This is a genomic window from Methylobacterium sp. 4-46 (assembly GCF_000019365.1).
GTDB lineage: Bacteria > Pseudomonadota > Alphaproteobacteria > Rhizobiales > Beijerinckiaceae > Methylobacterium.
This window is the reverse complement of sequence record NC_010511.1, coordinates 897352-910579: the sequence shown is the minus strand read 5'-3', so window position 1 is coordinate 910579 and position 13228 is coordinate 897352. Positions and strand designations below refer to the sequence as shown.

Below are 13228 nucleotides of genomic sequence, written 5' to 3'. Positions count from 1 at the left end.
ACCGCCGCCTTGCGGAGCTGCGCATGACCGCTCTGGCTTCCAGCACCGGCCTCGGCCTGCTCGGCATCCTGGTCGGGCTCGGGCTGCTGGTGTGGTTCGCCTACCGGGGCTGGAGCGTCCTGCTGCTGGCCCCGGCCGGAGCGCTCGTCGCCGCCCTCTTCGCGGGAGAGCCGCTGCTCGCCCACTGGACCCAGACCTTCATGGGGGCGGGAGCCCGCTTCTTCGCCCAGTTCTTCCCGCTCTTCCTGCTCGGCGCCTTGTTCGGCAAGCTGATGGACGATTCCGGGTCGGTTCGCGCCATCGCCAAGGCCGTCACGGCCCGGCTGGGTCGGCACCGGGCGGTGCCCGCCGTCGTCCTGTCCGGCGCCGTCGTGACCTACGGGGGCGTCAGCCTGTTCGTCGCGTTCTTCGTCCTGGCGCCGATGGCGCACGCTCTCTTCCGGCAGGCCGACGTGCCGCGCCGGCTCATGCCCGCCGCCATCGCGCTCGGGGCCTCCACGTTCACGATGTCGGCGCTTCCCGGCACCCCGGCGCTCCAGAACGCGATCCCGATGCCGTTCTTCGGCACGACGCCCTTCGCCGCGCCGGGCCTCGGGCTCATCGCCTCCGCCATCATGCTGGCGTTCGGGCTGTGGTGGCTCGGGCGGCGCGAGGCGGCGGCACGCCGGGCGGGCGAGGGCTACGGCCCCGCCCCGGACGCCCGGGACGTGGCCGGCGACCCACGCCTGCGCGAACTCGCCACCACGGCGCGCGAGTTCGATCCGGCCGAGGCGCGGCACGGCCACCGGAGCGAAACGAGCCCGCCGCTCCGGGTGGCGGCGCTGCCCATCGCGGTGGTCGCCCTCGTCAATCTCGGGATGACGCTCGCCGTGCTGCCGCGGCTGGACGCCGCCTTCCTCGCCGAGGAGCGCTGGGGGCGCACCACGCTTACGGCCGTCGGCGGCGTGTGGTCCGTCGCCGTCGCGCTAATCGCCGGAATCGTTGTGCTCGTGCTCCTGAACCGCAGCAGGCTGCCGGCGCTGCGCGACAGCATGGATGCGGGCGTGAACGCCTCCGCCCTGCCGGCCGTCACCATCGCGAGCCTCGTCGGCTTCGGGGCGGTGGTCGCGGCGATGCCGGCCTTCGGCGTGGTCCGGGAGTGGATGCTCTCGATCGGCGGCAGCCCTCTCGTGTCGCTGTCCGTCGCGACGAACGTGCTCGCCGCACTGACGGGATCGGCCACGGGCGGCCTGACCATCGCCCTCGATGCCCTGGGCGAGACCTATCTGCGGCTGGCGCACGAGCAGGGGATTAGCCCGGCGCTCCTGCACCGCGTGGCCGTGGTCGGGGCGGGCACCCTCGACGGACTGCCGCACAACGGCGCCGTGGTGACGCTGCTCGTCTTGTGCGGCGCGACGCACAAGGAAGGCTATTTCGACATCGTGATGGTCGGGATCGTCGGGGCCCTGATCGCCTTGGTCGTGCTGATTACCCTCGGCTCGACCTTGGGGTCGTTCTGAGAGGCGCCCGCGCACACCGTCCGCACGTCATCAGAAGGTCATCGTGCCGATGCGACCCGCCTCAGTCCGGTCCGACGCTCGGGCGCGAACGGCGCCGGAGACGCCCGCCCCCCGCTCATCAGGGCGACGCGCGGCTCGCTGTCCCCTTGGGAGATCCCAGCAATTCCGCGATCCAGCGGCTCGACGGGAACTGCTCGCAGATCGTCAGGCCGGCGATCGTGATCGGGACGCCGATGAAGGCGCCGGCAATTCCCCAAAGGAATGTCCACAGAAAAACGGCGAAAACCACGATGACGGGCGAGATCGACAGGCTGCTGCCTGCCACCTTCGGTTCAACGAAATTCCCGATGAAGAACTGGATCAGATTCAAACCCACGAGGACGACGAGGGCGATTTCCCAGGACACGAACTGGGCCAGGGCGAACACGGTCGGGAGCACGGTCGCGGCCGCGGATCCGATCACCGGGATGTAGTTCAACGTGAAGGCGATGACCCCCCACTCGAGAGCGAGGGGAAGCGCCATGGCGGCCGCGAATGCACACACGAGGAGGCCCGTCGTGAGGCTCATCAGGGTGCGCACCACGACGAAGCGGCGGAGCTTCGCGGCGGTTTCGGCTCCGCCCGCGAGGAGCGCCCGTCCGATTCCGTGATCATCCAGGGTGTGGAGCTTTCGCGCGACCTCGTCGACCTCGGACAGACCCAGGATGACGTAGATCAGGATGACGAACAGAAATGCCGTCATGTTGCTGATCCGGCTCGCGACTTCTGGGAGAAGACGGATCAGCCAGCGGACATCGAAGTGTTCGGCGAAGAGCCCGGCCAGAACGACGCCGTGAGTTTCGAGCCAGTCCGACAGCTGCAGATAGACGGCCTGGAGATGCGGCGCATCGTTGACCACGTACCGAACCGTCCTGCCGAAGGCCCACGCGGTCAGGGATCCGAAAGCCGTGACGACGATGAGGGTCGCCAGCACGCTGGCCGAGAGGGCCAGGGCCTTCGGCACGACGCGCTCCAGGCGGCTCTGCAGCGGCCACACGACGGCGATGACGAAGAGGGCGAACGCCGCCGGCGCGAACACGGTCCGGGCGAGATGGAGTGCCGCACCGGCCAGAATCAGGGCGCAGATCGCCGGTACGGCAACGCTTGGCTTGGCGGACTCCGACATCGTGCAGCATCTCCTCGTGCAGAGCGAGTCATGCCGTCGCGGCTCTTCGCCAGCGAAAGATATCGACGCGACGCATCGCGATCCCGACGCCGGCCGGATACGGCAGACTACTCGCGGTCTGCAACGAAAGCTGCAATTTCGAGACTCGCCCATGCCAGATGAGGATGTGGATCACATGTCGCGCGGCGCCATCATACCGGGAGAGCGGGATCAGGTCCTGATCGATCTGGCCCTGCAGGGCGGCGGCGCGCACGGGGCCTTCACCTGGGGCGTGCTCGACCGCCTGATGGAGGAGCCGTGGCTGCGGATCGACGGCATCTCCGGGACGTCGGCCGGAGCCATGAACGCGGCGGTCCTCATCGACGGATATGAGCGGGGCGGGCGTGCCGGCGCCCGCGCGGCGCTGGAAGCCTTCTGGGACGGCGTCTCGCGCGCGGCGTGCTTCAGTCCCTTCCGGCGCAGCCCGCTCGACGTGATGCTCGGTCGCTGGACCCTCGATCACTCGCCTCTCTATCTCGCCGTGGACCTGATGGCCCGGGTGTTCTCGCCCTACGATCTCAATCCGGGAGGGTTCAACCCGCTCGAACGGGTCCTTGCCGCCACGGTGGATTTCGGGAGGATTGCTCGCAGCGCGATCAAGCTGTTCGTCACCGCCACCAATGTCCATACGGGCCGCGGCCGCGTGTTCCGCAACGCGGACATCACCGCCGAGGTGCTTCTCGCCTCCGCCTGCCTGCCGACGATGTTCCAGGCGGTGAAGATCGACGGCGAGTACTACTGGGACGGCGGGTACTCAGGAAACCCGACGATCACCCCGCTCGTGCGCGAGTGCGTGTCGCAGGACACCATCATCGTTCAAGTTAATCCGGTCGAGCGTCCTGGCTCTCCCCAGTCGGCCCGGGAGATCCTGAACCGGCTGAACGAGGTCTCCTTCAACGCGGTCCTGCTCAAGGAACTGCGGATGATGGCCCTGCTGCGGCAGGTCGCCCCAGCGGACAACTCGGAGGGAGCGAAATGGGCCGCGATGCGCATGCATCGCATCGCGAGCGACGTCGTGGCGGGCCTCGGCTCCTCGTCGAAGCTCAATGCGGAATGGCCCTTCCTGACGATGCTGCGCGACGAGGGGCGCCGCTGTGCGGACGTCTTCCTGGCCGAACATGGTCCGGATGTGGGACGGCGCCCGACATTCGACCTAGACCGACTGCTCGAAGGAGTATGACGCCTTGCTCTGTGCGAATACTGTTGTCCATCGGAGATGAAATGATTATTCTTGAATGAAGTCATGCACCTTAGGACTTGCTCAGGATGGGGCCGCTCGCATGACACTCCACCGGATCATATTCGTGTCGATCATGGTGACTCTCGCGCCGACCACCCGTTTCGGGAGCGCAGCCGCACAAGGGGCAGACGGATCAAGACTCGGGGCTGTCGCAGAGGCTCTTGCGGAAGCCAGCCCGTCCGTTCGGAGCCTCGACGCGCGCCAACGGAGCGAAGTCACCGAATTCGTGGTCGGCAATGCGCTCTTCGTCTTGGCGCACGAGCTTGGGCACGCTGCCGTCAGCGAATTCGACCTGCCGGTGCTCGGACGGGAGGAGGGTGCGGTCGACATCTTCGCCACTCTTGCGCTTCTGCACATCGGCAGCGACTTCTCCCATCGCGTTCTGATCGATGCCGCGCGCGGCCATTATCTGATCGGCGAACGCAATCTACAGCAGAGGCAAGGGCTTGCTTTCTACGGGGCGCATGGCCTCGACAAGCAACGTGCCTACCAGATCATCTGCCTGATGGTAGGTTCGGACCCGGACCTGTTCTGGGGCGTAGCGGTCAAAGCAGGTCTGCCCGCAGAGCGGAAGGAAACCTGCCACGCGGACTTCGAGAGAGCAGAGACCTCCTGGGTCCGCTTGTTGCAGCCGCATTTCAGGCCGGCCGCCGCGAAGCCATCGTTCCTGGAGGGCTTGCTTCATTTGGCGCCGAAGCCGGGGGGCAGGATCTCCGTAACGTATGCAGACGCGAGCGGGAGGATCGCGGCATACCGGCATGTCCTCGAGACGGCCGGGATCCTGGAAGTCGTTCGCGATTTCGCCCAATCTAGCTTGCTTCTTCCGAAGGACATCGTGATCGAGGGTGAAGCCTGCAGATATCCCAACGCCTATTGGGATCCGAGCGAGCGCCGGGTCATATTCTGCTACGAGCTTGTTCCCGACTTCATCGACTTAGCCGTTCACGACCTTTGGTGAGTACGGCCGGCGCTCGGCCTTGGCGCCGCCCGTTCGGACCCTGCCGGAGACCTTTCGTGCGATCGCGCAACCTGCCATCGGCGCACCCGGAACGAGGAGCGTCCCAGGATCGCTCTCGGGTGGCGCGCCTCGCCGCCCATGCGGCCGCATTGCTCTGGCGCCGGGCACGCGGGTTGTCGGGCGTCGGTGTGGCGTTTGGTACCCTTTTCTTCGCGGCGGCCCTGACCCCGTCTCTCGTTCCGCGAACGGCGCTCACCCAGGGAGTGCTGGCGGGCGCGAGTTTCGCCACAGGGTATGGCCTCGGCGTATCCTGGCGATGGCTCTGGGCTTACCTGGAACTGCCGGTGCCAGCGGACCGCGCGATCCGCGTGACGAATGCCCTCGTCACCGCGTTCTGTCTGTCGGTCGCCGCAACCTTCCTGTGGCGCGCAGCCGGGTGGCAGAACTCGATCCGCCGGGTGATGGACATGGAGCCCATCGCGAGCGCGCATCCCCTTCAGGTCTGCTCGGTGGCTTTGGCGACCTTCGCCGCGCTCCTGGCGCTCGTGCGGCTGTTCGGGCTGACAGCCCGCGGCATGGCCGGTCGGGCGCGCCGATTCGTCCCTGGGCGGGTCGCGACCGTAATCGGCGTCTCCGTCACGGTCGTCTCGTTCTGGTCGCTGGCGAATGGCGTGTTGTTCCGCGCGGCCTTCCACGTGCTCGACGCCTCGTTTCGCGAACGCGACGCGCTGCTGGAGCCGGAGCGCCCGCAGCCGGTCGAGCCGGTGCGGACGGGCGGTCCGGGATCGCTGGTCCGATGGAAGGACCTCGGGCGTGCCGGGCGCGAGTTCGTGGCGTCGGGCCCTGGTGCGGCGGAGATCGGCGCCGTCACTGGGCGTCCGGCAGCCGAGCCGATCCGCGTCTATGTCGGCTTGCGCGCCGCCGACACGGCGCAGGACCGGGCGCGACTGGCCTTGGCAGAACTCAAGCGCGCGGGGGCCTTCGACCGCTCGATCCTCGTCGTGATCACGCCGACCGGGACGGGATGGATCGATCCGTCGGCGATGAACGCTGTCGAGTACCTGCACCACGGCGACATCGCCAGCGTCGCCGTGCAGTATTCCTACCTGTCGAGCCCCTTGTCGCTCCTCGTCCAGCCGGACTACGGATCGGACACGGCCCGCGCTCTCTTCGCGGAGGTCTACCGCTACTGGACCACATTGCCGAGGAACCGCCGCCCGAGGCTCTACCTGCACGGGCTGAGCCTGGGAGCGATGCATTCCGAAAGCTCGGTCGAACTGTTCGAGACGATTGGCGATCCGATCGATGGCGCGATGTGGAGCGGCCCCCCGTTCGGCAGCCGGCTCTGGCGTTCGCTGACCGATGGCCGCAATCCCGGCTCGCCGGCCTGGCTGCCGGAGTTCCGGGACGGCCGCTTCGTGCGGTTCCTTAATCAGGACGGCACGCGCGTGGCCGCGGACACCCCCTGGGCGCCGATGCGGGTCGTCTATCTGCAATACGCCAGCGACGCGGTGACCTTCTTCGACTCTCGCGATGTCTATCGCCCGCCGGCTTGGCTGGAGACTCCGCGTGGGCCGGACGTGTCGCCGCAGCTGCGCTGGTATCCCCTCGTGACGGCTCTCCAACTCGCTCTCGACATGGCGATGGCGACGAAGCCCCCGATGGGTTACGGTCACGTCTATGCTCCGCAGCACTACGTCGATGCCTGGGTCGCCGTGACCGAGGTGCGCGATTGGTCTCAGGAGGCGCTCGCAACCCTGAAACAGCAGCTGGCGAAGGCTGCCAGCCATGCGATGGAAGACGCCGCCGGCGACGAGGGTGTGTACCGCAATCGGGGCGGCTGAGGACGACCTCAACCGTCTCAGTTGGAGCTACAGGCGGCACGGGCGAACTCGGCGGCGAGACGGTGGAGATGTCCACCCCTGCTGGGGGCAACCCCGCAATTCCCGCTCCGAGCGGCCGCCGCGACATAACCCGCGGAGGGCGGTGCCAGACTTGCGCAGCAGGGGGAGCAGGCTCGCGCCTGAAATCCCGATGATACAAGGGTCGGTCGACAAGCTGCCGCCTCCAGCCGAACACTTCGGCACGCCCGCGCCGACATCGTGATTTCGAGCAGGTGCCGGTAGCGGGACGGATCAGCCGATCTGAAGATGACGACCCGCATCGCCGCGACGAGGCACTGCGGCCTGAGCCGGTGTGTCGTGCGATGGCCAGAGTGTCTGCATTTCACTCGCAACCGGACATTCCCGACATCCGCCGCGAGGGGCCGCTTTGGGTCATACTTTCCCGTTCAGCGGTGGTGCTGTCGGTGACGCTACATCGGAGCGCCGGATGCTGCAGAGAGGCAGGGGAGGGGACGCAACCGATTCGACACGTCCAACTGACATCAAGCTGTGATCAAGCCTGGGGGCGTTCGGCAATGTGACGCCGAGCGAAGCCGCTACTCCGGAACGCTCTGGCGGTTGAGGCAAGGGTTGCGTTCAGCCCGCCCGGAGGGTTCAGGGTTGGTTCATTACGGCCCAGCTTAACTCGCGCTACGAACTCAGCAGTCGAGGGACGACAGTGAAGAAGGTGGCTCTTTCAGCTTTGGCCGCAACCGTCGCAGGCTCCTTGCTCCTTGCTCCTACCGCGGACGCGCGTCCTGGCTACCGGGGCGGCTACGGGTATCATGCCGGTTATGGCTACCGTCATTACGGCTACCGACGGGGCCCCGGGATCGGCGGCGCCCTCGCGGCCGGCGCGGCACTTGGGATTATTGGCGGTGCGATCGCTGCATCCCAAGCGCCCCGCTACTACCCAGCCCCGGCCTACGGTTACGGATACTACGGTCCTGCCCCCTACTATTACGGTTATTGAAATTCGACTTAAGCAACTGTGACGGGGCGCCTGCGGGCGCCCCTTTGTACTGCGCGCTGAGATCCAACGAGAGCTGCCCTAAAGGCGGGAGGTGGACGAGGGTGGCCACCGCGCGATCTTTTCGCAGCGGATCCGGCCGCCTCCTTGCTAGGTTAGTGCTTGCTTACAGTTAGCAGTGGCTAACTCTCTTGACTCCATGCGCTCTCCGTTCTCGACGGCCCCACGCGATGGGCGCTGTTCGAGCGTCTTGCGCAGAGACCGCGTGCTGTCGGCGAACTCGCCAGCACAATGACCATGACCCGCCCGGCCGTGTCGCCGCATCTGCGCGTGTTCAAGCACGGCTGAGCTGCTCTCCCGCCGATGGCTCCGCCGCTGGATTCGTGCGCTGACCAGCTGATAATTCTACCAAACCTTGCCGCGCGGGGTTGGCCGGCTCACGAAGCGAGAGCCCGCGAGCACGAACCGCCACGGTGTCTCGACGGCTCGCGTGATGCCGATACGGCCGCTGGATGAGACCGTGACCGGCCGATCTCCCGCCAACATCTCGAACGGGGCGCGATCGAGTGGCCAGCCGTCATACTCACCCGTAATGGCGAGCGCCTCACACAAGCGGCCAGGCCCGGAGCAGAGGAGGCGGATGTCGCTCGTGCGCCGGCGCGCCCTCATGTTGTCGATCTTCTGCGTCGGCTCGAGCGCCCGCACGAGAACCGCACTCCCTGGCTCGCATACGATGTTCATGCACCAGTGCAGGCCGTAGGAGCGGTAGACGTAGGCGTGTCCCGGTAGGCCGAACATGCTGGCGTTTCGCCGGGTCGGTCCGGCGAAGCTGTGCGAGGCCGGATCGGACCGGCCGTAGGCCTCGGCTTCCACAATGACACCGCCCACCCCGTCGACCAGCAATTGGCAACCGATCAGGGCGGCGGCAACGTTGGCTGCTGGGCGATCGAACCAGGAGAGGTGGATCTGGGCCATTAGGGTTGGTAGATCAATTCATCCTGGAAGTGGTGCTGGTTCGAAGGTCGCACGGTCGGTTTCTCACGACGGAGATCGACGAGGGCGCAGTGCCCCCGTTTCCTCGCCCGATCAGCGACAAGCTGCGCTGTCGAGCCGGATCTTACACGTGGTTCTTTGGTGGTCGAGATCTGAAGTGTCGGATTTCCTCGCCCGAAGGAGCCCCTGGAGCCGCCTTGGCGTCAGATGCCGATGCGAGCCGAGGACGCGCGCTTTCCCGCCGAACTCGCGTCCGGCTTGTTCAGCAATGCGCCACTTCCAGACCTTCAGCCGATGCCGCCGGAATGGCCGCTCGACACTGGACAGCGGACCTTCGAGGTCGGCGAGTGCCTCTCTCGACGGCACGGATTGATGTGAGAAATACCTATGGAACGGCGCGTGTTGTATGCAGCTCCAGAAGCTCCAGTATAGAATAGACCTCGCTCCGCTCCCCCGTGCCGTTGTCCACGCAAATCGCCCAGCCTAGGCTATGACCGCAGAGCCGTGAGCCATTTCAGAAGTGGGTGAGCAGCGCTTTCCCAGCGCGGCTCCAGCATCAGCGTATGGGCGAGGTGCGGCACGATAGTTGTGCGCGCACCATAGTAGATTCCAGTTCGCCGCACTTCATCAGGTGGCACGAAGCAGTCATCTGCGCCTCCAAGTACGAAAGTGCGCGGCGCTTGCCACGGCAGTGGGGCAAAGGGCGGCCAGCCTTGCAATTCTGAGCCGATCAAGACCGACTCTTGGCCGGCACGCGCGCGGATGTACTCAAATCGCTCATCGGAGAGGTCTTCGGAAAAGAAGCCACGCCGGAGGGCACCCAAGCTACCGTTTGCGGTGCCGCCGACGCTCATTGTGAGCACGTGCCGGAAGAGATCAGGCGTGGTCAGGCTCATGTGGATCGCTGACAACGCCAGTCCCCATGGCGGGACTGAGGCGAGCAGGACCATGCCAGCAGCGTGGCCGCCGCAGCGCACCCAGTTCTGAACCACGGCCCCGCCCAGAGAATGGCCGATGAGCACCGCCGGACCACCGATCTGCCGCACGGCTTCGGCCAGGTCTCGGGTGTAATCCGCCAGGCGCCAGGTCGAAATATTTTCGTGTCCATCGCTCTCGCCATGACCACGAAGGCTGAGTGCGTGTGCCTCAAACCCTGCATCGGCAAAGAAGGGGAGAAAATGTTCGTTCCACACCCAAGCTCCGACCGAAATTCCATGCACGAAAATAATTTTTACGTTGTGACTTACGGCAGACGGTCGGCGATGTAAGATTTCTATTTTCATGCGTTCTACAGCGATGCCGGTCATGCCGGCATCGCTCTCATCTCCTAGAGCTGCATCTCACGGGCCAAGTAGGAAGGAAAACCGGCAAGTGTATGGTGCATGCTACGCGCGGTTCTGAGCGCGTGCCTCGCCGACCTCGATCCCCTTTCGGCGGCGGTCAATGCTGATGGAGGCGCGGCAGCGCTCGGTCAGACCGATCGACAGAGCGTTGCCCGCCGCGCATCGGAGATTTGGTTGCAGAGCCGGGCCACGCGCGGTGCAGAACGCAGTCATTCTTTGCTTTGCACCGTGAATGGCCTGCGAATGTCAGGAGATGCCTCCCATGCAGAGATACTTGACCTCCAGGTAGTCCTCGATGCCGTAATGCGAGCCCTCGCGGCCGAGCCCGCTCTCCTTGACGCCGCCGAAGGGCGCCACCTCGGTCGAGATGATCCCCTCGTTGATCCCCACCATGCCGTACTCGAGCGCCTCCGCCACCCGCCAGACCCGGCCGATGTCGCGGCCGTAGAAGTAGGAGGCGAGCCCGAACTCGGTGTCGTTGGCCAGTGCCACCGCCTCCGCCTCGGTACGGAAGCGGAACAGGGGCGCCACCGGCCCGAAGGTCTCCTCGCGGAAGATCCGCATGGCGGGGGTGGTGTCGGCGAGGATGGTCGGCTCGTAGAAGCCGCCGCCGAGGGCGTGGCGCTTGCCCCCCGTGAGGATACGGGCGCCTTTCTCCACCGCGTCCGAGACGTGCTCCTCGACCTTGGCGACCGCCTTGGCATCGATGAGCGGGCCGATCAGCGTGCCGTCCGCGAAGCCGTCGCCCACCGGCATCGCCCGCACCGCTGCCGCGAGGCGCTCCGCGAAGTCGTTGTAGACTCCCTCCTGCACCAGGATGCGATTGGCGCAGACGCAGGTCTGTCCGGCGTTGCGGTACTTCGAGGCGATGGCGCCCTTTACCGCGAGGTCGAGGTCCGCGTCATCGAAGACGATGAAGGGCGCGTTCCCGCCGAGCTCCATCGAGGTCTTCTTGATCGTCCGCGCGCATTGCGCGAGCAATTCGCGGCCGATCTCGGTCGAGCCGGTGAAGGAGAGCTTGCGCACGATCGGGCTTGCCGTCATCGCGCCGCCGATCGCCGCCGCGGAGCCGGTGACGCAGGAGAGCACACCTTCGGGGATTCCGGCCTCCTCGGCGAGCACGCACAGTGCCAGGGCCGAGAACGGCGTCTGGCTCGCGGGCTTCACCACCATGGTGCAGCCCGCCGCCAGCGCGGGACCGGCCTTGCGGGTGATCATCGCGGCCGGGAAGTTCCAGGGCGTGATCGCCGCGCAGACGCCGATCGGCTGCTTGAGCACCACGATGCGCTTGTCCGGTCCGTGGGCCGGGATGACGTCACCGTAGATGCGCTTTGCTTCCTCGGCGAACCACTCGATGAAGGAGGCCGCGTAGGCGATCTCGCCGCGGCTCTCAACAAGCGGCTTGCCCTGCTCGGCGGTCATGATCGCCGCCAGATCCTCCTGGTTCTCCATGATCAGGGTGAACCAGCGGCGCAGGATCGTGGCGCGCTCCTTGGCGGTGCGCTGCCGCCAGCCGGGTAGCGCCACCTCGGCCGCCTTGATGGCGCGCTCGGTCTCGGCCGTGCCCATCCTCGGCACGTGGCCCAGGACCCGGCCCGTGGCTGGATTATCTACCACGACGGTCTCGCCACTATCGGCGGCTACGAACGCGCCGTCGATGTAGGCCTGCTCGCGGAACAGATCGGCGCGGCGCAACCGGAGAGGACCATTCGGAATTGAATTCGGCATTGTGCGATACCTCCACGCTGATCGGTTGGCAGGTGATTTCCCGGCGGATCCGCCCATCCGCCAGGACTCGCCGCGAAGAGCACAAGGGGGCTCATCGCGTCAGCCATTCCACGACGAGGCGGATCTGGTCAGGATCGAGCAGCGCGGGCGCGTGCCCGCAGCCCGGGATCTCAACAAGCTCCGTCCCCGGACGTCGCTGCACCATCTCGGTCGCTGTCCGCGCCAGCAGGAGATCGGAGGTCTCTCCTCGCAGCACGAGCGCTGGGCAGCGCATGGCGTCCCAGTAGGTCCACAGGCTCACGTTGTAGACCCGTCCTGGCCGGAACGCATCGCCGATGCCGGGATCGTAGTGCAGCTCGTACCCACCGCCAGAGCGGGGCAAGAGGCTGTGCTCGGTCAGGTGCCGCCACTGGGCGTCAGTCAGCGCTCCGAACGGCGCCAATACCCGGCGGAGATGGGCTTCGGCCTGATCGATAGAGTCGAAGAACCGGGTCGCCTCGCGGATCGTGTCGCCCAGGCGCCGGAGCGCCGCCCAGGGCAGGAAAGGCCCGATATCGTTGATGACAAGACGCCTGATCGGAGACTCGGGCATGCCCGCGAGGATCATGCCGATGAGCCCGCCGAGCGAGGTGCCGACCCAGTCCACCTGCGGTGCGCCGACATGGGCGAGCAGAACCGTCATATCGACGGCATATTGCGGCAGGGCGTAATCGTCGGGGTTATGCAGCCGGCCACTCCGGCCGCGACCGACGAGGTCCGGGCAGACCACGCGGTACCCCTTTGCTGCCAGGGCACGGGCGAGGTCATCGAAGTCCCGCCCCTGGCGGCTCAGGCCGTGCACGCAGACGATCACGCGCTCGCTCGCCGGATCACCCCACTCGACGTAGGCGATGCGGTGGAAGTGCTGCCGCGAGATGCTCCGCACGGCGCCGTACCGGAAGCTCGCAGTCTGCTCGCTCCCGCGGGAGGCGCGTCTCACGGGCGCGGAGTTAAAGTCCAAGTGCCAAGTTCCTGTTGTGATTCAACCGACGCACCATCTGCCGCCTACTTCGTCGGCACGACAGCGCCGAGTGCCTCGCCCAGAGCCTTCGCGGCGAGATCGTGGATCTCGCGCGTTTGCTGCGCCACGCATCGAGCCTGGTCGCGGAGGTACTCCTGATGCAGAACGCCGGCCTCTCGGGGTGTTCGCGCCTGAAGCACGCGCTCCGCGTGGTCGAGGGCCGCCGTCACGTTAACGTCGGCGAAGGTCACCATGCGCTGGCTCACGTCGCGGGCGCCCGACCAGGAAACGAGTGCCGCATCCGTGGTCACGTTGAGCAGCGTCTCCTGCATCCGCATCGTTCTGTCGTGAACCCTGCGCGCCTGCGCGATGCCCTGTCGCGCGATGGTCCGCCATGCCGGGATCGCTGG

At 66.6% G+C, this 13228-nt stretch carries 11 protein-coding genes and 1 pseudogene; 6 read left to right on the top strand and 6 right to left on the bottom strand.

What is annotated here, in order from left to right:
• Positions 1-23: 23 nt before the first annotated feature.
• A complete protein-coding gene (locus tag M446_RS03850) occupies positions 24-1499 on the top strand; it encodes a GntP family permease (protein WP_012330765.1) in 1476 nt (491 codons plus the stop codon).
• A gap of 118 nt (positions 1500-1617) precedes the next feature.
• Here M446_RS03850 and M446_RS03845 read toward each other — a convergent pair whose 3' ends face one another.
• Complete coding sequence (locus M446_RS03845) at positions 1618-2664, bottom strand: AI-2E family transporter (protein ID WP_012330764.1); 1047 nt, start codon at positions 2662-2664, stop codon at positions 1618-1620.
• A 175-nt stretch (positions 2665-2839) separates the two neighbouring features.
• Here M446_RS03845 and M446_RS03840 point away from each other — a divergent pair, with 175 nt between their 5' ends.
• From M446_RS03840 to M446_RS39590, 5 genes and pseudogenes are all read left to right on the top strand, one after another.
• Positions 2840-3883 (top strand): patatin-like phospholipase family protein, encoded by a 1044-nt coding sequence (locus M446_RS03840; protein WP_012330763.1) that lies wholly within the window; start codon positions 2840-2842, stop codon positions 3881-3883.
• Positions 3884-4016: 133 nt separating this feature from the next.
• Complete coding sequence (locus M446_RS34120) at positions 4017-4901, top strand: DUF4344 domain-containing metallopeptidase (RefSeq protein WP_265576632.1); 885 nt, start codon at positions 4017-4019, stop codon at positions 4899-4901.
• A gap of 119 nt (positions 4902-5020) precedes the next feature.
• Positions 5021-6745, top strand: coding sequence for an alpha/beta hydrolase (locus M446_RS03830; protein ID WP_012330761.1), 1725 nt, complete (start codon positions 5021-5023; stop codon positions 6743-6745).
• Positions 6746-7412: 667 nt separating this feature from the next.
• On the top strand, positions 7413-7757 hold the full coding sequence (locus M446_RS39595) for a hypothetical protein (protein WP_168169191.1): 345 nt from the start codon (positions 7413-7415) through the stop codon (positions 7755-7757).
• A 231-nt stretch (positions 7758-7988) separates the two neighbouring features.
• A pseudogene (locus M446_RS39590) lies at positions 7989-8102 on the top strand (ArsR family transcriptional regulator); the annotation flags it as partial.
• Between the two features lie 57 nt (positions 8103-8159).
• Here M446_RS39590 and M446_RS03825 read toward each other — a convergent pair.
• The 5 genes from M446_RS03825 to M446_RS03810 all read right to left on the bottom strand — a co-directional run bounded on the left by M446_RS03825 (position 8160) and on the right by M446_RS03810 (position 13150).
• Positions 8160-8729 carry a DNA-3-methyladenine glycosylase gene (locus tag M446_RS03825; RefSeq protein ID WP_012330759.1) on the bottom strand — a complete coding sequence of 190 codons (570 nt, stop codon included), beginning with the start codon at positions 8727-8729 and terminating at the stop codon, positions 8160-8162.
• Between the two features lie 506 nt (positions 8730-9235).
• Positions 9236-10054, bottom strand: coding sequence for an alpha/beta hydrolase (locus tag M446_RS34640; protein WP_083784624.1), 819 nt, complete (start codon positions 10052-10054; stop codon positions 9236-9238).
• 282 nt (positions 10055-10336) lie between these two features.
• Positions 10337-11818 carry an NADP-dependent succinate-semialdehyde dehydrogenase gene (gene gabD / locus M446_RS03820; RefSeq protein WP_012330757.1) on the bottom strand — a complete coding sequence of 494 codons (1482 nt, stop codon included), beginning with the start codon at positions 11816-11818 and terminating at the stop codon, positions 10337-10339.
• Positions 11819-11909: 91 nt separating this feature from the next.
• Positions 11910-12743, bottom strand: coding sequence for an alpha/beta fold hydrolase (locus tag M446_RS03815; protein ID WP_265576520.1), 834 nt, complete (start codon positions 12741-12743; stop codon positions 11910-11912).
• A 119-nt stretch (positions 12744-12862) separates the two neighbouring features.
• Positions 12863-13150 (bottom strand): phasin family protein, encoded by a 288-nt coding sequence (locus M446_RS03810; protein WP_168169129.1) that lies wholly within the window; start codon positions 13148-13150, stop codon positions 12863-12865.
• Positions 13151-13228: the final 78 nt, after the last annotated feature.

Bases quoted from the DNA above. Each gene is read 5' to 3' on its own strand.
- M446_RS03845 (WP_012330764.1), bottom strand. From the start codon at position 2,664: ATGTCGGAGTCCGCCAAGCCAAGCGTTGCCGTACCGGCGATCTGCGCC.
- M446_RS34120 (WP_265576632.1), top strand. From the start codon at position 4,017: ATGGTGACTCTCGCGCCGACCACCCGTTTCGGGAGCGCAGCCGCACAA.
- M446_RS03840 (WP_012330763.1), top strand. From the start codon at position 2,840: ATGTCGCGCGGCGCCATCATACCGGGAGAGCGGGATCAGGTCCTGATC.
- M446_RS03850 (WP_012330765.1), top strand. From the start codon at position 24: ATGACCGCTCTGGCTTCCAGCACCGGCCTCGGCCTGCTCGGCATCCTG.
- M446_RS34640 (WP_083784624.1), bottom strand. From the start codon at position 10,054: ATGACCGGCATCGCTGTAGAACGCATGAAAATAGAAATCTTACATCGC.
- gabD (WP_012330757.1), bottom strand. From the start codon at position 11,818: ATGCCGAATTCAATTCCGAATGGTCCTCTCCGGTTGCGCCGCGCCGAT.
- M446_RS03810 (WP_168169129.1), bottom strand. From the start codon at position 13,150: ATGCAGGAGACGCTGCTCAACGTGACCACGGATGCGGCACTCGTTTCC.
- M446_RS03825 (WP_012330759.1), bottom strand. From the start codon at position 8,729: ATGGCCCAGATCCACCTCTCCTGGTTCGATCGCCCAGCAGCCAACGTT.